Annotated in this window: 13 protein-coding genes and 1 pseudogene; 5 read left to right on the top strand and 9 right to left on the bottom strand. The window is 73.0% G+C overall.

Annotation, left to right across the window (positions count from 1 at the left end):
* The first annotated feature begins 87 nt into the window (after positions 1-87).
* Complete coding sequence (locus J2Z30_RS32785; RefSeq protein WP_020866016.1) at positions 88-282, top strand: hypothetical protein; 195 nt, start codon at positions 88-90, stop codon at positions 280-282.
* 36 nt (positions 283-318) lie between these two features.
* Here the strand turns inward: J2Z30_RS32785 and J2Z30_RS32780 are convergent, their stop codons facing one another.
* Both J2Z30_RS32780 and J2Z30_RS32775 read right to left on the bottom strand, forming a co-directional pair.
* Positions 319-1,707, bottom strand: a complete 1,389-nt coding sequence (locus J2Z30_RS32780) for a family 2B encapsulin nanocompartment shell protein (protein WP_044567578.1) — start codon at positions 1,705-1,707, stop codon at positions 319-321.
* A 91-nt stretch (positions 1,708-1,798) separates the two neighbouring features.
* A complete protein-coding gene (locus J2Z30_RS32775; RefSeq protein ID WP_044567576.1) occupies positions 1,799-3,211 on the bottom strand; it encodes a family 2B encapsulin nanocompartment shell protein in 1,413 nt (470 codons plus the stop codon).
* A 392-nt stretch (positions 3,212-3,603) separates the two neighbouring features.
* Between J2Z30_RS32775 and J2Z30_RS32770 the strand changes: the two genes are divergently transcribed.
* Together J2Z30_RS32770 and J2Z30_RS32765 are read left to right on the top strand one after the other, a co-directional pair.
* Positions 3,604-4,521, top strand: a complete 918-nt coding sequence (locus J2Z30_RS32770) for a phosphatidylinositol-specific phospholipase C/glycerophosphodiester phosphodiesterase family protein (protein ID WP_044567575.1) — start codon at positions 3,604-3,606, stop codon at positions 4,519-4,521.
* Between the two features lie 70 nt (positions 4,522-4,591).
* Positions 4,592-5,080 (top strand): GNAT family N-acetyltransferase, encoded by a 489-nt coding sequence (locus tag J2Z30_RS32765; RefSeq protein ID WP_245388707.1) that lies wholly within the window; start codon positions 4,592-4,594, stop codon positions 5,078-5,080.
* Here J2Z30_RS32765 and J2Z30_RS32760 read toward each other — a convergent pair.
* Together J2Z30_RS32760 and xylB are read right to left on the bottom strand one after the other, a co-directional pair.
* Positions 5,061-6,359 (bottom strand): ROK family transcriptional regulator, encoded by a 1,299-nt coding sequence (locus tag J2Z30_RS32760; RefSeq protein ID WP_044580839.1) that lies wholly within the window; start codon positions 6,357-6,359, stop codon positions 5,061-5,063. The two genes, J2Z30_RS32765 and J2Z30_RS32760, sit on opposite strands and share 20 nt — an antisense overlap.
* Positions 6,360-6,431: 72 nt before the next feature.
* Entirely contained in the window at positions 6,432-7,889 is a 1,458-nt protein-coding gene (xylB, locus tag J2Z30_RS32755; RefSeq protein WP_044567573.1) for a xylulokinase, read from the bottom strand.
* Positions 7,890-8,007: 118 nt separating this feature from the next.
* Between xylB and xylA the strand changes: the two genes are divergently transcribed.
* Positions 8,008-9,180, top strand: a complete 1,173-nt coding sequence (gene xylA, locus J2Z30_RS32750; RefSeq protein WP_044567572.1) for a xylose isomerase — start codon at positions 8,008-8,010, stop codon at positions 9,178-9,180.
* Positions 9,181-9,290: 110 nt separating this feature from the next.
* Here xylA and J2Z30_RS32745 read toward each other — a convergent pair.
* The 3 genes and pseudogenes from J2Z30_RS32745 to J2Z30_RS32735 form a co-directional block, all read right to left on the bottom strand.
* Positions 9,291-10,277 (bottom strand): annotated as a pseudogene (locus tag J2Z30_RS32745) (pectinesterase family protein); the annotation flags it as partial.
* A 392-nt stretch (positions 10,278-10,669) separates the two neighbouring features.
* Positions 10,670-11,947 (bottom strand): SWF or SNF family helicase, encoded by a 1,278-nt coding sequence (locus tag J2Z30_RS32740; protein ID WP_044567570.1) that lies wholly within the window; start codon positions 11,945-11,947, stop codon positions 10,670-10,672.
* Positions 11,944-14,919 (bottom strand): SCO1167/SCO6262 family helicase, encoded by a 2,976-nt coding sequence (locus J2Z30_RS32735; RefSeq protein ID WP_044567569.1) that lies wholly within the window; start codon positions 14,917-14,919, stop codon positions 11,944-11,946. Before J2Z30_RS32735 ends, J2Z30_RS32740 begins: the two co-directional genes overlap by 4 nt.
* Before the next feature lie 141 nt (positions 14,920-15,060).
* Between J2Z30_RS32735 and J2Z30_RS32730 the strand changes: the two genes are divergently transcribed.
* Positions 15,061-15,243 carry a tail-anchor membrane protein gene (locus J2Z30_RS32730; RefSeq protein WP_044567568.1) on the top strand — a complete coding sequence of 61 codons (183 nt, stop codon included), beginning with the start codon at positions 15,061-15,063 and terminating at the stop codon, positions 15,241-15,243.
* Between the two features lie 315 nt (positions 15,244-15,558).
* Here J2Z30_RS32730 and J2Z30_RS32725 read toward each other — a convergent pair whose 3' ends face one another.
* Both J2Z30_RS32725 and J2Z30_RS32720 read right to left on the bottom strand, forming a co-directional pair.
* Positions 15,559-16,356 carry a hypothetical protein gene (locus J2Z30_RS32725; protein ID WP_044567567.1) on the bottom strand — a complete coding sequence of 266 codons (798 nt, stop codon included), beginning with the start codon at positions 16,354-16,356 and terminating at the stop codon, positions 15,559-15,561.
* A 102-nt stretch (positions 16,357-16,458) separates the two neighbouring features.
* Positions 16,459-16,995, bottom strand: a complete 537-nt coding sequence (locus tag J2Z30_RS32720) for a PadR family transcriptional regulator (RefSeq protein ID WP_044567566.1) — start codon at positions 16,993-16,995, stop codon at positions 16,459-16,461.
* Positions 16,996-17,022: the final 27 nt, after the last annotated feature.

The raw sequence follows: 17,022 nt of genomic DNA, 5'->3' as shown, positions 1-17,022 counted from the left end.
AGCACCAGGTGACGGCGGTCCAGGGACGATTCTGGGCCACACTGACGGCCGGATTCCGATGCTCCGTAGTGGCCGAGGAGGCTCCCCATGGCCATTTCCATCTCCGTGGTCCTGCTGCTTCTGATCCTCACAGTGGTGTTTCTCCGCAGCGGCGGACTGCGCATCTCGCATGCCCTGGTCTGTGTGACGCTGGGCTTCTACCTGGCGAGCAGCAGCGTGGCGCCCACCATCTCCGAGGGGCTGGCAGCCACCGCGGACGTGGTCAGCAGCGTCCGTCCCTGATCCACGCCCGCGGCGGCCGGTCTCTTACGGCCGGGCTCAGCGGCCGATCTCGACGTCCTCCAGCACACCGACCGCATCGGGCACCAGAATCGCCGCCGAGTAGTAGGCGGAGACCAGATAGGACGTCACGGCCTGCTCGCTGATGCCCATGAACCGGACGTTCAGACTGGGCTCGTACTCATCCGGGATACCGGTCTGATGCAGTCCGATGACCCCCTGGCTCTCCTCCCCGGTGCGCATCGCCAGGATCGAGCTGGTGCCGGACTCGCTGATCGGGATCTTGTTGCAGGGCAGCAGCGGAACCCCGCGCCACGCCCGCACCGCGATCCCGGCCACCTCGATGCCCTGCGGATACAGACCACGGTTGCTGCACTCCCGCCCGAAGGCGGCGATGGTGCGCGGATGCGCCAGCAGATACTGGGTCTTGCGGCGCCGGGCCAGCAGCTCGTCGAGGTCGTCGGGGGTGGGCGGACCGCTGCGGGTGTGAAGGCGCTGGGACAGGTCGGCGTTGTGCAGCAGGCCGAATTCCCGGTTGTTGACGAGCTCGTGCTCCTGGCGTTCGCGCAGGGCCTCGATGGTGAGGCGGAGCTGCTGCTCGACCTGGTTCATGGGCTCGTTGTAGAGGTCGGCGACGCGGGTGTGGACGCGCAGCACGGTCTGGGCCACGCTCAGCTCGTACTCCCGGGGCTCCAGTTCGTAGTCCACGAAGGTGCCCGGCAGAGCCGGCTCGCCCGAGTGGCCGGACGCGATGGCGATATCGGCCTCACCGCGCCGGTTCTGAGCGGGCGAGGTCCGCTCGGCGAGCCCCTGGAGATGGTCGCGCAGCGACGCGGAGCGGTCGGCGGCCTCCTGGACGACGCGGCGGGGGAGGGTGAGCACCGTGGTCCGGGTGACGGCGCGGACGGTGAACTCCCAGGTGTGCTCCGGACCGGTCAGGACCGCGTCGCCGAAGTACTCCCCGTCGGCCAGCACCGCCAGCGTGCTGCCGTCGTCATACGCGCCGGGGGCGATCTGGCGGACCTTGCCATGGGCGATCAGGAACACCTGGTCGGCCGGGCGGCCCGCCTCCACCAGCACATCCCCCGGCGCGTACTCGCGCTGGACACAGCCGTCGGCCAGCGACTCCAGCACGGAGGTGACCCCGAAGCCGCGCAGCGTCGGCAGCTCGCCCAGCTCCGGCGGGATGACCCGCACCTGTGATCCGGTGGTGATGAACTCCACCCGCCCGTCCCCGACCGTGTAGGTCAGCCGGCGGTTCACCCGGTACGTACCGGCAGACACCTGGACCCAGGGGAGGACGCGCAGCAGCCACCGGGAGGAGATGGCCTGCATCTGCGGAACGGACTTGGTGGTGGTCGCCAGATTCCGTGCGGCGGCCGTGCCCAGACTCAGCGGCTGCTCACCGGACTCCACGGAGGTGGTCATAAGTGCTCATCACCCATTTCGGTAGATCTTCGGGAAGGTATGCGAAGGCCACAGGCCCGGTCGGGTGGACGTCAGGGTCCGTCGGGCGGATTCAGAGCCCGACTTCCACGTTCTCCAGAATTCCGAGCGCGTCCGGGACGAGCACGGCCGCGGAATAGTAGGCGCTGACGAGATACGAGATGATGGCCTGCTCGCTGATTCCCATGAACCGCACCGAGAGGCTTGGCTGGTATTCGTCGGGAATTCCGGTGCGGTGCAGTCCGATGACCCCCTGGTTCTCCTCCCCGGTGCGCAGAACGAGAATGGAGCTCACTCCGCTCCCGGAGACCGGAATCTTGTTGCACGGGAGGATGGGCACGCCCCGCCAGGCCGGCAGCGCGTGCCCGTTCACCTCCGTGGGCTGCGGGGAGATGCCATGGCTGTTGAACTGCCGGCCGATCGCCGCGATGGCGCGCGGATGCGCCAGGATCAGCCCCGGGTCCTTCCAGACGGTGGCCAGCAGCGCGTCGAGGTCGTCGGGGGTGGGCGGTCCGCTGCGGGTGTGGATGCGCTGGGAGAGGTCGGCGTTGTGCAGCAGGCCGATCTCGGGGTTGTTGATGAGCTCGTGCTCCTGGCGTTCGCGCAGAGCCTCGATGGTGAGGCGGAGCTGCTGCTCGACCTGGTTCATGGGCTCGTTGTAGAGGTCGGCGACGCGGGTGTGAACGCGCAGCACGGTCTGGGCCACGCTCAGCTCGTACTCGCGCGGCGCCAGCTCGTACTCCGCGAAGGTGCCCGGCAGGACCGGCTCGCCGGAGTGGCCTGAGGCCAGCGCGATGGCCGCTTCCCCGTGCTCGTTCCGCTCGGTCTCCGGCGCCGAGCGCACCGCCTCCACATGCGCGCGCAGCTCTGGTGAGCGGTCCAGCTGTTCCTCGAACTCCTGCCGGGGCAGGGCCAGCACCGTGCAGGACGTCACCGCCTTCACGGTGATGCCCCAGGTGCCCGCCTCGGCGGCGGTCAGCTCCGGCTCCCCGATGTGGTCGCCACCGGCGGCCGAGCCGACGACCGAGGGCTCGTCGAACGCGCCCTCGGTCAATTTGTCGACCTTGCCGTGGGCGATGAGGAGGAGCTCATCGGCCGGGCGCCCGGCCTCCACCAGCACATCGCCGGGCGCGAACTCCCGCTGGGTGAAGCGGTCCGCCAGGGCACCGAGCACCGCGGCGTCCTCGAACCGGCGCAGCAGCGGCAGCTCGCGCAGCTCGACCGGGATGACCCGCACCTGTGATCCGGTGGTGGTGAACTCCACCCGGCCGTCCCCGAGCGTATGGGACGCCCGGCGGTTCACCCGGTAGGAACCACCCGGAACCTGCACCCACGGCAGCATGCGCAGCAGCCACCGCGAGGTGAGACCCTGCATTTGCGGAACGGATTTGGTCGTCGTCGCCAGATTCCGCGCGGCCGCCGTGCCGAGGCTCAACTGCGGCTGCGAAATGTCGGTACCGGAACCCGGTTCAACGGACGTCGTCATCGTGAATGCTCACCCATCCCTGTACGGACTTGAAGAGAAATTCCGCTCGAGCAACTGCCAAGCTATCAGCGGACTTTGGGCTTTTGCATTCACTCAAAAGAGTGCCCGGACGCGGGTTATGGCGGCGGTCGCCGACGGGTAAACATTCCGAATGCGTCGTGGGCCGGCGGCCGCCGCGCCCCCGCCCGTTCACCCGGCGCGCGCATCCGCCCCGCGCCCCCACGGGCACCGCCGCAACCGCCCCGGCACCTCGGGAACGGCGAGGAAATGGCCGGGGACCGCCCGTGGAACTCTTCGCTCACTACTGCCCTTTGGGCGTACGGCCGCCCGATACTCACTGGCGTCGAGCCTGCGTATCCGGCACCGCGCCGGGACGAGAGCCGGGAGGCCCCATGGACCGCCGTACACGCCGTGCCTTTGTCGTCACCCTCGGAGCCGCTCTGGCGGGCGGCGCTGCCGCGCCCGCGTTCGCGGGCACGTCCGCCTCGCTCGGCGACACCGCCGTCGCGAAGGACAACTCGAAGGACAACTCGAAGGACCGTGCCAAGGGCGAGCGGCCGCTGGCCAGAGCCCACGCCCACAACGACTACGAGCACCCGCGTCCGCTCCTCGACGCCCTCTCGCACGGCTTCGGCAGCGTCGAGGCCGACATCTGGCTGGTCGACGGCCAACTGCTGGTCGCGCACGACGCCACGGACCTCGACCCCACCCGCACCCTGGAGTCGCTCTACCTCGACCCGCTGGCCCGGCGGGTGAAGGCCAACGGCGGCTGGGTCTACCGCGGTTACGACCTGTCGCTGCAACTGCTGATCGACCTCAAGACCGCCGGGGAGCCCACCTACCTGGAGCTGGCCAAGCGGCTGCGCCGCTACGGCCACCTGTTCAGCGCCGCGTATGGCGGGGTCGGCGGCCGGGTGCGCCGCGGCGCGGTGACGGCCGTCATCTCCGGCGACCGCGGCGCCCGGGGCCCCATGGAGGCCGAGAAGGTGCGCCACGCGTTCTACGACGGACGGCTGGAGGACCTCGGCTCGGGCGTGCCCGCCTCCTTCATCCCGCTGATCAGCGCCGACTGGACCAAGACCTTCACCTGGACGGGAGCCGGTCCGATACCGGCGGCGGAGCGCGAGACGCTGCGCCGCCTCGTCGCCTCCGCGCACGACGCCCGGCAGACCGTGCGCTTCTGGGCCACCCCGGATCTGGCAGGTCCGGAGCGCGACGCCCTGTGGCGTGAGCTCCTGGCCGCCGACGTGGACTACCTCAACACCGACGACCTGGCGGGCCTGGAGGCGTTCCTGCGCGCGGCCCGCTGACGCCTCGTGGGGCGGTGGCCGGGGAGAAAATCACTCGCGTGCCGCCGCCCGCACGGCCATGCTGGCCCCCATGCTCATCAGGACCGCCACCGCCGAGGACTGGCCCGCCATCTGGGCCTTCCTGCGCCGCATCGTCGCCGCGGGGGAGACCTACACCTACCCCCGCGACCTGGACGAGGACCGGGCCCGCGAGATCTGGATGCTGAAGCCCCCGAGCCGTACCGTCGTCGCCACCGACCCCGACGGCACGGTCCTCGGCTCGGCCAAGACGAACCCCAACCACATGGGGCCCGGCGCGCATATCGCGGGGGCCAGTTTCATGGTGGCCCCCGAGCACGGCGGGCGCGGTGTGGGCCGCGCCCTGGGCGAGCATGTCCTGGACTGGGCGCGCGCCGAGGGTTACAAGGCGATGCAGTTCAACGCCGTGGTGGAGAGCAACACCCGGGCGGTGGCGCTGTGGCGCTCACTCGGCTTCGAGGTCATCGGCACCGTCCCCAAGGCGTTCGCCCACCCCACGAACGGCTATGTGGGGCTGCACATCATGCATCGCTTCCTCTGATCCCGGCCGGCTCACCGGCCCCGGCGGGGTGCCTGAACCCCGCCGGATCGTCGAGGACCGCCTGCACCACCGAGCTGGCCGCGCCCAGCAGCGGACCGTCCGGGCCGAGCCGGGAGACGGTCACCACCCCGCTGCCCGGACGGGCCGGGTCGGTGAGCCGCCGGCCCAACTCCCGCTCCAGGGCGGGCAGCAGCCAGGGCGCCAGCGGTGTCAGCGCGCCGCCGAGCACCACCTTCTCCGGGTCCAGGAGGTTCACCGCGCCCGCTAGGGCGATCCCGAGCGCCGAGCCCGCGCCGCGCAGCGCCCGCCGCGCCAACTGGTCGCCGCCGGCCGCCCGCACGGCCAGCACGGCGATACGGCCGCCGGGGCCCGGATGCCGGGCCGCGGCCTCCTCGGGGGACAGGCCGCTCGCCCGCAGCACCGCCTCCTCGCCCGCGTACTGCTCCAGACAGCCGCGCCCGCCGCAGGCGCACTCGGGCCCTTCGGGACGCACCGGCACATGGCCCAGCTCGCCCGCGAAACCGTGGGTGCCGCGCAGCAGTTGCCCGTCGAGCACGACCGCGGCGCCGATGCCGATCTCGGCCGAGACATGGACGAAGTCCCGGGGCGCCGGGTCGTGGCCGCCCCGCCACAGCTCGGCGAGCGCGCCCAGATTCGCCTCGTTGTCCACCGTCACCGGCAGACCGGGCAGCGCCGCGCGCAGCTCGGGGCCGATGTCCACCCCCTCCCAGCCCAGGTTGGGGGCGCGGACGACCAGCGACGAGTCCCGCGCCACCAGACCGGGCACCGCCACCGCGAGCCCCACCGGCCGCAGCCCGCCCAGCTCCGCCTCCGCCGCGACCTGCCGGACCAGACCGGCGAGCTGGGTGAGCACCGGGGCCGGTGAGCGGTCGCGGTTCGCCGACACGAGCTCCGTACGGGCCCGTATCCGCCCTGCGAGGTCCATCGCACACACCGCGAGATGGTCCACCCCGATCTCCGCGCCCAGCCCGGCCGGACCGCACTCATTGAGCTGCAGGGCGCTGCCGGGGCGGCCGACCGTGCCGGGCCGGGAGGGGCCCAGCTCGACCAGCAGCCCGTCCCGGATCAGCTCGTCGACGAGCGTGGAGACGGCGGCCCGGGTGAGCCCCACCCGCGCCGCCACCGCGGCACGGGACAGCGGGCCGTGGGCGGCCACGGCGTGCAGCACGAGGGAGAGATTGCGCCGGCGCATCGCCTGCTGGGTGTTGGGCAGTGGCGCTGCCACCTGAATCCGTCTCCTCTCGGCCGATCCGCTCATTGTGCCGGGCCGGTACGACAACCGGGGCCGCCCGGCCGCCGCCGTACGGCGTTCCTGCGTGGCGCGGCGCGCTCACGCCTGGCGCAGCAGGCCGTCCGCGTCCGCCAGCACCCGGGAGAGCCGCTCCAGCGCCGCCTCGTCGCGGGGCACCGGACCGTAGGACGGCCCCTCGGCGGTCGACCAGCGCCGCGCCACCGCCGCCGGGTCCTCGCCCAGCACCAGCCCCGCGGCCTGCGCGGCGGCCCCGAGGGCGACCAGTTCCTCGGCCCGGGGCACCTGGACCGGGCGTCCGCTCAGCCGCCGGACCGTCTCCCGCCACGCGGTGCCCTTGGCGCCGCCGCCGATGAGCAGCAGCGGGGCGTCGGGCGCCGCGTCCGCGTCCAGCACCTGGTCCAGCGCGGTGAGCAGGGCGAAGACGGCGCCGTCGTAGGCGGCCTGGAGCACCTGCCCGGGTGTGGTGTCGTGGCGCAGTCCGTGCAGCAGCCCCGAGGCGTGCGGCAGATTGGGGGTGCGCTCGCCGTCGAGGAACGGCAGCAGCACGGCCGAGCCGCCCGGCTCCACCGCCTCCCGGTCGCGGCCCAGCAGTGCCGCGATCCGGTCGACCGCGAGCGTGCAGTTGAGCGTGCACGCCAGCGGGAGCCAGGCGTCACGCGTGTCGGCGAAGCCCGCGACCACCCCGGTGGGGTCGGTGGGCCGGCGGGCCGAGACCGCGTAGACGGTGCCGGAGGTGCCCAGGCTCAGCACCGGCTGCCCCGGGCGCAGACCGAGCCCCAGGGCGGCCGCCATGTTGTCGCCCGTGCCGGTGGCCACCAGGGCGCCGGTGGGGAGCGGCAGATCGGGCAGCTCCCGTACGGTCCCGGCGGCCTCGCCGTGGCGCAGCACGCGCGGCAGCAGCTCGGGGGTGAGCCCGACCAGGCTCAGGATCTCCTCGTCGTAGGACTCGGTGCCCGAGGCCCACCAGCCGGTGCCCGAGACGTCCCCGCGGTCGGTGGTGCCGTAGCCGGTGAGCCGCTCGGTGAGGTAGTCGTGGGGGAGCCGGACGGCCGCGGTGGCGCGGGCCGCCTCCGGTTCGTTCTCCACGAGCCAGGCCCACTTGGTGACCGTGAAGGCGGGCGCGGGCGCGCTGCCCACCCGCTCCGCCCACGCCTTGGGGCCGCCCAGCTCCTCGATGAGCCGGTCGCGCTGCGGTGCGGAGCGCACATCGTTCCACAGCAGGGCGGGCCGCACCGAGCGGCCCGAGGCGTCCAGCGTGACCAGGCCGTGCTGCTGGCCGCCCACGGAGACCGCGGCCGCCTCCCGGGCCGGGGTCCCGCACTGGCGCAGCGCCTCGGTGAGCGCCTCCCACCACTGCTCGGGGACGGACTCCTTACCGGTGCCGTCGCTGCCGCCGCCGACGGTGTGCGGGGCCTGTCCCCGGGCGACGACCGTACCGGTCGCGGAGTCGACGACGAGCGCCTTGGTCGACTGCGTGGAGCTGTCCACGCCGACGACGAGCGGTCCTTGCGGCACGGGCACGGCTGCTGCTGCCATCTCGCGCTCTCCCTTGCGTTCATGGGTCGTGCGGTGTGCGGACTGTACGGGGCTTCCCCGGAATGCTCGCGCATACTAATTTGTAAAGCGCCATGACGAAATAGGCGAGGGAGCCGCGATGAGCTACAACCCCACCCCCGAGGACAGGTTCACCTTCGGACTGTGGACGGTCGGCTGGCAGGGCCGGGACCCGTTCGGGGACGCCACCCGCCCGGCACTCGACCCGGTGGAATCCGTGACCCGGCTCGCCGAACTCGGCGCGTACGGCGTCACCTTCCACGACGACGACCTCATTCCGTTCGGGGCCTCGGAGACCGAGCGCGAATCGCACGTCAAGCGCTTCCGGCAGGCCCTGGACGCCACCGGGATGACCGTGCCCATGGCCACCACCAACCTCTTCACCCATCCGGTCTTCAAGGATGGTGCCTTCACCGCCAACGACCGCGATGTGCGCCGCTACGCGCTGCGCAAGACCATGCGCAACATCGACCTCGCCGTCGAGCTGGGCGCGAAGACCTATGTGGCCTGGGGCGGCCGCGAGGGCGCCGAGTCCGGCGGCGCCAAGGACGTGCGCGCCGCGCTCGACCGGATGAAGGAGGCGTTCGACCTGTTCGGCGCGTATGTCACCGAGCAGGGCTACGATCTGCGCTTCGCCATCGAGCCCAAGCCCAACGAGCCGCGCGGCGACATCCTGCTGCCCACCGTCGGCCACGCCCTGGCCTTCATCGAGCGGCTGGAGCGGCCCGAGCTGTACGGGGTCAACCCGGAGGTCGGCCATGAGCAGATGGCCGGGCTGAACTTCCCGCACGGCATCGCACAGGCGCTGTGGGCGGGCAAGCTCTTCCACATCGACCTCAACGGCCAGAACGGCATCAAGTACGACCAGGACCTGCGGTTCGGCGCGGGCGATCTGCGGGCCGCCTTCTGGCTGGTCGACCTGCTGGAGACCGGTGGCTACGAGGGCCCGCGCCACTTCGACTTCAAGCCCCCGCGCACCGAGGACATCTCGGGCGTCTGGGCCTCGGCGGCGGGGTGCATGCGCAACTACCTCATCCTCAAGGAGCGCGCGGCCGCCTTCCGCGCCGACCCCGAGGTCCAGGAGGCGCTGCGCGCCTCGCGCCTGGACCAGCTGGGCCTGCCGACCCTCGACGAGGGCGAGACCCCGGCGGCGCTGCTCGCGGACCGCACCGCCTTCGAGGACTTCGACGTCGAGGCGGCCGCCGAGCGCGGTATGGCCTTCGAGCGCCTCGACCAGCTGGCCATGGACCATCTGCTGGCCGCGCGCGGCTGACCGCGTCCGGCTGACCGCGCGCGGCTGACCGTGTCCGGCCGCCGGTCCCGCCCCCCGACGGGACCGGCGGCCGGGGCTCTCACCGGCTCAGGACTCCGGCTGCCGACCGCTCAGGACGACGGCTGCCAGCCGCCGAGCCAGTCGGCGATCTCGTAGTCCGTGGCCTGGGCGTCGGTCAGCTGCGGACGGTCCGTGCTCGCCGCACCGGAACCGGCGCCGGTGTTCTTGTACTCCGCGAAGCGGTCGTCCTTCCAGGAGAAGCCGCTCATGTCCGTCCACGGAGTGGTCTTGATCGCCGCTGACAGATCCGTATTGCGAACGATCGCCTGCGGATCAAGACTGGCGTCGCCGCCCGCGTGCCAGGGACGGCCGAGATAGAACGACCGGGAGCCGACATCCCCGGTGATGTTGCTGTTGATGAACAGGAAACCCTTCTTCCCGGCCGCCGTCGAGGGCGCCGCGACATAGCCGCCGGAGCTGCCGTCGTAGCGCTTGACGAGCCGGATCGCCGACTTGTTGATCACGGCGGAGGCCCGGCCGAAGATGAAGTCGACATTTCCCTGGATCCAGGCGTTGTTGACGTACACCCGGCCGACCTTGTCCTTGCTCGCGGAGTCCAGCAGCAGGGTGTCCTGGTCCCCGACCGCGCCGATGTTGTCCAGGACGATCCGGTCGCCCGCGGTGCGCAGCGCGACCGCCTGTTTGTCGGTGATGCTGGTGTTGCCCTCGTTGAAGTCGTTCACGAACTGCAGATTGCGGGCCTGGAAGTCATCGGCCTCGACGGCCACGGTCGCGCTGCCGCTGGTGCCGTAGGTGCCTCCGCCGGGCTTCGGGGTGCCGGAGGCGTTGTCGTAGACGATCGTCACATCGTTCTTGCTGCTCGTGGTCCCCACCAGCCGGATGTGCGGCTTGTTGGCGGGGACCTTGACCGTCTCGCGGTACGTACCGGGCTTGATGGAGATGGTGACGGCGGAGGGGTTGTTCGCCGGCACCGCGTCGACGGCCGCCTGCACGGTGGTGTAGGTGCCGCTGCCGTCCTTGGCCACCACGATGGTGGCCGTCGCGGCCGTGGGCGTGTCGGCTGTGGGCGTGGCGGCGTGGGCCGGGGCGACGGCGAGCCCGACGCCGGTGGCCAGGGCCAGGGAGCCGATCAGCGGAGCGGGGCGGCGGCGCCGGGGGCGCCGTGGACTGAGGGTCATGGTCGGTGACTCCGTCCCGTGGAGGCGTGCCGAGGGGGTTGACGCCTTACGGTCTCCACGGCCCGTTCAAAGGTTGCCGCCCCGCTGCCTTCGGCGTGGCTGGTTCTTCGGCCCGCATGGGTCTTCGGGCCGCCTGGACCTTCCACTCGCATGGATCTTCGGGCCGCCTGGACCTTCCGCCCGTCCCGTCTGCGGGCACCGCGGCGCCGACGGCGTGGGGCGACCTCGCTGGCCCTGGCCCTGGCCCGAGACCGATGGCGGGGGATGCCGCCACCGGCCATGTCGCCGCGTCAGCCGTCGCAGCCGGGCATCGCCAGCGCCGCCGCCGGGTCGTGTCCGGCCGGGCCCGCGGGCCACCAGCGGCCGCGCTCCCTGCGGTACGGCCACCAGCGGCCGTCGTGGCCGTAGCGCACCTGGAGATCGGCGCCGACCACCGTCCAGCGGTTCGCCGTGGCGCGCAGCCGGGGCGCCCGCTCGTCCCCCTCCCAGGCGGCCGCGAGCTGGGCGCGGGCCCGCGCGAGGGCCTCCGCGTCCGGTGTCCACTCCTCCTCCAGCACGGTGAGCGCGGCGGCCCCGCCGTGCTCCCAGGCGCGGACGGCCCTCGCCAGATCGTTGCGGTCGCGCCCGCAGCCCGTCGCGAGCCGGGCGGCGATCGGGGCCGGGGGACCGGCGGCGGTCAGCCGCACAGCGTCCTGCCACACCGTCAGCGCGGCCGGGACCGGGGCGGTGGCGTGGCCGGGGGCGAGCGCCTCGGCCAGCAGCCGCTGGGCGCGAACGGCGGCGTCCGCCGCCAGGAACTCCAGCGCGGCCACGTCCAGCCCCTCGGCCGGGTCCGTGCCGCCCGCCAGCGCCGGAGGACGGCCGGGCGCGGCGACGGCGGGCGGGGGCGCGGGCAGCGGCGGCGGACCGGGCGCGGCGAACGCCTCCCGGGCCGGTACCCCCTCCGGAGCCGGCGGAGCGGCGTCGTCCGCCGCCCGCGGAAGGTTTCGGGCGGCCCGTGCCGCACTGCGCACCTGGAGCTCGTCCAGCAACTCCCGCTCCCCGCGTCCGCGCATCAGGAGCAGCACATACGGATCCTCGTCCAGCAGCCGGGCGAGCTGGTAGCACAGCGCGGCGGTGTGCGGGCAGTGGTCCCACGCCTCGCAGCCGCACTCCGGCTCCAGATCGCCTATCCCGGGCAGCAGTTCGACGCCCACGACCGCCGCGTCCTCGGCCAGCTGCGGGGGCATGTCGCGGTCCAGCAGGGCGGCGATATGGCCGGAGCGGTCCACGACCACCTCCAGCAGCCGGTCCCATTCCGCGCCCGTGAACTCCCGCAGCAGTACATCGGACCGGTAAGGCGTGCGGTCGCGGTCCCGCACCACGGCGGTGACCCGGCCGGGGCGTACGCACACCGCGCCCACCGCTCCCTCGCGCGCCTGCTTGCGGCCGCGCCTCAGCTGCTCGCCGTCCAGCGCCGTGTCCTCCAGTGCCTTCAGCCACGCCTGGCCCCACCAGGTGCGGGCGAAGCCGCGGCCAGGGGCGGGCGGCAGTGCGGCGAAGGTGCGCTCGGACTCGGTACGGCTCATCGTTCGGTCCCCCTCAGCTCCACGAGCTCCGCCAGCTCGGAGTCGGTCAGTTCGGTCAGCGCGCCCTCGCCGGAGCCGAGCACGGCGTCCGCCAGCTCCCGCTTGCGCGTCAGCATCGCGGCGATGCGGTCCTCCACGGTCCCCTCCGCGATGATGCGGTGGACCTGCACCGGCTGGGTCTGGCCGATGCGGTACGCGCGGTCGGTGGCCTGCGCCTCGACGGCCGGGTTCCACCAGCGGTCGTAGTGCACGACATGCCCGGCCCGGGTGAGGTTGAGCCCGGTGCCCGCCGCCTTCAGCGACAGCAGGAACACCGGGACCTCGCCGTCCTGGAAGCGCCGCACCATCTCCTCGCGCCGCGCCACCGGCGTACCGCCGTGCAGCAGCTGGGCCGGCACCCCGCGCGCGGCCAGGTGGCCCTCGAGGATGCGCGCCATCTGGACGTACTGGGTGAAGACCAGGACGCTCGCGCCCTCGGCCAGGATGGTGTCCAGCAGTTCGTCGAGCAGCTCCAGCTTGCCGGAGCGCCCGGGGACCACCGGCCGGTCCTCCTTCAGATACTGCGCCGGGTGATTGCAGATCTGCTTCAGACCGGTGAGGAGCTTGACGATGAGTCCGCGCCGGACGAGGCCGCCGGTGCCGGAGATCTCGGCGAGGATCTCGCGCACCACCGCCTCGTAGAGCCCGGCCTGCTCCTTGGTGAGCGCGACGGCCCGGTCCGTCTCCGTCTTGGGCGGCAGCTCGGGGGCGATACCGGGGTCGGACTTGCGGCGCCGGAGCAGGAAGGGGCGGACCAGTTTCGCCAGCCGCACGGCGGCCTCGGGGTCGCTTCCGCTCTCCACGGCCTGGGCGTAGCGCCTGCGGAACGCGCCATGGGTGCCCAGCACTCCCGGCGTGGTCCAGTCGAGAATCGCCCACAGCTCGGAGAGGTTGTTCTCGATGGGGGTTCCGGAGAGCGCCACGCGGGCCTTCGCGCCGATGGTGCGCAGCTGCCTCGCGGTCGCCGAGAACGGGTTCTTCACATGCTGCGCCTCGTCCGCGACCACCATGCCCCACGGCCCGGCCTCGGCCAGCCGCTGTGCGTCGAGCCGCATCGTGCCGTAGGTGGTGAGGACGAACTCGCCGTCGTCAAGGTTGTCCAGGCTGCGCGCGGAGCCGTGGTAGCGGCGCACCGGGGTGCCCGGCGCGAACCGCTCGATCTCCCGCCGCCAGTTGCCCATCAGCGAGGTCGGGCAGACCACCAGAGTGGGCCCGGAGGCTTCGGGGATGCCCATACGGTGGAGATGGAGGGCGATCAACGTGATGGTCTTGCCGAGTCCCATGTCGTCGGCGAGACAGCCGCCGAGGCCGATCGAGGTCATCCGGACCAGCCAGTCCAGGCCGCGCAGCTGATAGTCGCGCAGTGTGGCGGCCAGGGCGGAGGGCTGGGGCACGGGCGCCCGCTGGGCGCCGGCGGTCCCCTCGGGGTCGGCGAGGTGGTCCCGCAGGGCCTCGAGCCAGCCGGTGGCCCGCACCTCCACATCGGTGCCGTCGGCCTCCGTGCGACCGGTAAGGACGGCACCGAGAGCGTCGGCGGGGGTGAGCTTGCGGTCCTGCCGGTCCCGGACGCGGCGCGCCGCCTCGGGGTCGAGGAGGACCCATTGGTCGCGCAGCCGCACCACCGGCCGGCTGGCCTCGGCGAGCCCGTCGAGCTCGGCACGGGTGAGCTCCTGGTCGCCCACGGCGAACCGCCAGCTGAACCGCAGCAGCGCGTCGGCGGAGAGGAAGGCGGGGAACCGGGGCCCGGCGTCGTCCTGAGTCTCGTCAGTCTCGTCCTCGCCGTCCGGACCGATGACGGCGCGGGCGGTGAGCCCGCGGGCCAGCTCCCTGGGCCAGTGCACCTGGACCCCGGCGGCGTCCAGCGCCCCGGCCGCCGAACCGAGCAGCTCGGTGACCTCCTCGTCGGCGAGGTCGAGGGCGTCGGGCACCGCCGCCGACAGCAGCGGGGTGAGCGGCGCCCAGGCGCGGGCCGCGCGCCGCAGGGTCAGCAGGGCATCCATACGGGCGCGCGGACCGAGGGCCGGGGTGATGGGCGAGGTGCCCGCCCAGACATCGGCGGCGTCCGCGACCAGCGCCGGATCGCTGAGGCTGTGCAGCTGGAGGACGGCACGGAAGCGCGGCCCGTCCGCCTTACCGTTCCCACCGACGCCGTGCAGCAGCTCGATACGGATCGAGAGCCGCACCCCCGCGTCGTGCCCGGCGGCCACGTCGGCGGCCCAGGCGCGCTGTTCGGGCAGCCGCCGTGGCGCCGGGGCGGCGAAGGCGGGGCCGCCCGAGGCCAGCGCCGCCGCGGGCGAGCGCGGCAGCCCGTCCGCCACCGCGTCCAGGAACGCCCGCAGATGCCGCTCGGGCTCGGGCAGCAGCACCGGGCCGGAGACGGGCAGCGGCGTGGCGTGCGCCGTGGGCGGCATGGCGGCGGCCAGCTCGCGCACCCGCGTCAGATCGTCGGGGGTGAGCGGACCGACGCGCCAGGCGTCGTGGTCGGTGGCGCTGAGTCCGGGCAGCAGCCTTCCGCGGGCCGCGAGTTGGAGGGCGAGTACCGCGGCGGCGCCCCAGAAGGCCGTGGCGGGGTCGCACTGCCCCGGACCGGACTGTGCGGCCCGCGCCCGTGCCCGGGTGAGCACCGGCAGCGCCTCGCCCAGGGGCAGCACGAGCGCCCTTACGGTGTGCGTCTCGACACCGGGGCCGGTGGGGCCGGGGCTGGTGGGGCCGGGGCCGGTGAGGCCGTCATGGGGACCGTCATCGGTGCCGTCCGCCGGGACGGCGACCGTCAGCTCCTCGGTGGAGCCGGTGGCGGGGCCGGAAGGAGTCGCGCCGTCCGGCCGCCAGAAGGCGACCCGGCCGGTGCGTGCCGGGTCACCGGGAAGGAAGACCGCGGTGCAGCGGGAGAGTTCTGCGATGTCGGAGGGTGTTGCCGCGGAGGGTGGTGTCACAGCGCTGAGCGTTCCTCAAATTTGACTAGTCGAGCCCGGCCGCCCGAGGGTACAGGATCACGGCGCGGGGAGGAACCGGGCGCCGTCGGTGTCCGTTGTGTGGAGTGAGTGCGGCTATGGGCCGTGAAGGAGGCGGGCGAGATGTCCACACGCGCGAAGGTCGCCACCGGTGGTGTGGTGGCAGGTGTGATCCTGCTCTGGGTGCTGCCCTTCTGGGCTGCGCTGCTGGTGATCGTGGGAGTGCCGGCGGCGGCCTATCTGCTGCTGGATCCCTCCCAGCGCCGCAGGCTGAGCAGGGTCACCCGTAAGCAGCTGGGACGCTGAAGCGGCCGGCCCGCCGAGCGCGGCCGCGCAAGGCGGCCGGCTGGGCCAGGGGCCACGGGCGGAGCGCACCCGGGAGTGACCGTGCAGTACCGACCGCGGACCGCCCGCGACCCCGTTCCGGGCCCGGCCGGGTGGGGAGCGGTCATGCTCCGCCGAGGGCCGGGGTGGCGTCTGGGGCCGGACGGAGAGGGCTGCGGGCGACCGTACGGGCGGCTGGTCACGCGCGTCGGCGTGTGGGACGGCTGGTCGGCGTCGTGACCAGCCCGTACGGCGTCCTTGACCGACCCCGTACGGGACAGGGCGGGACGTCGGGTCTCAGTGGGGCCGTACGGCCAGCTTGTCCAGAGCCGTCAGCAGCCCCGGCAGCTCGGGGCCGCGGCCGACCGGCAGCACCTCGCCCGGTGCGTCGTCCAGCAGCACGAACGCGATGTCGTCGGTCCGGGCCACCATGCTCCAGCCCGGCCCGTCGGCCCGGAGCGTCCGCGCGTCACCGGAGGCGAACGCCGAGCGGATCCGCCCCAGCGGCGGGGGTGAGTCCAGATAGCCGCGCGCCTCTTCGAGCACCCGCCGGACGCCCCCGTGCGGCTTCTCGCCCGGGGAAACGAACGTCACATCGCTGTCGACCTGCTCACGCCAGATCGCCCACTGGAGCGCGATCTCATCGGCGCCGAGCCGCCGCTGGGCCGGGCCCCACCGCTCGGAGTCCGGCGGCGACAGCGGCGCCCGGGATGCGTCTTCCCCCAGCTCGGGGTCGGGCGCGGGATCATGGGGAGCCGGTACGCCCGGGGCCTCCACGGCCACGGCGAGCGGCCAGCCGGGAAGCGAGGCGACCACCGTACGGTCTTCGATGCCCAGGGCGTACTCCATGCCGCAGTCCCAGGTCGCGATGGCGATGGCCACGAGCGACACATCGTCGGTGACCACCGTCCAGCGGGCGCCGCCGCCGTCCTGTCCCAGCACCAGTCCGTAGCCGGTGTCGTACGGCTCCAGCCCGAGCGCGGTACATGCCTCGGGATAGTCGTCGCCGAGCACGCTCGGGAATTGAGCGGGTGTCAGCAGCACTGCGGTCAGCACATACAGTGCCTCGTCGCGTGACTCCTCCGTGGCGGGCACGACAGCCTCCTCTTGCGCATGCGGATCCGATGAGCGATCCGTCGTCGCGCACCTTAACCACCCAGTAGCCATGGAGTCGAGACATCGGGAGGCGGTCGGCCCTCAGTCGTCGGTCGCCGCCCGGAGTGTGTCCAGCGTGCGCCGCAGCCAGGACAGTTCGGCCTGGCCGGTGGCACGGGCGATGGTGAGGATGCCGCGCCGGAACGGATCCTCGACCTCTTCGGCCCGCAACGGGCGGTCGCCCTCGTAGAAGAAGCTCGACGGCTGCCGCAGAAAGGCCATCCGGCGCTCCAGGACCTCCGCCTGTGCCGGTGGGTCGTCGAGGTGGCGCAGGAACGCCAGCACGGTGAACCAGCGGTTCTCGTCGGTGATGTCGACGTCCGCCGGATGCGCGAGACGGCGGCGCAGCTCCGCCTGCCCCTCGGGGGTCAGCGTGAGCACGTGCCGGGGCGCGGCCCCCGCCCCCGGCTGGGTTCGGCGGGCCAGCAGACCGGCCTTCTCCAGCCGCTTGATCGCCGGGTAGAGGGTGGACTCGGCCACGGGTTTCACATGTCCGGTCAGCGCGGCGATGCGCTTGCGCAACTCGTAGCCGTGCAGTGGGGCGTCATGGAGGAAGCCCAGGATGGCGAGTTCGAGCATGACCGCATTGTGCCGCAAGACCGCTGT

It is taken from the genome of Streptomyces iranensis, from assembly GCF_017874715.1.
Classification (GTDB): domain Bacteria; phylum Actinomycetota; class Actinomycetes; order Streptomycetales; family Streptomycetaceae; genus Streptomyces; species Streptomyces iranensis.
This window is presented reverse-complemented; position numbering and strand designations above follow the sequence as displayed.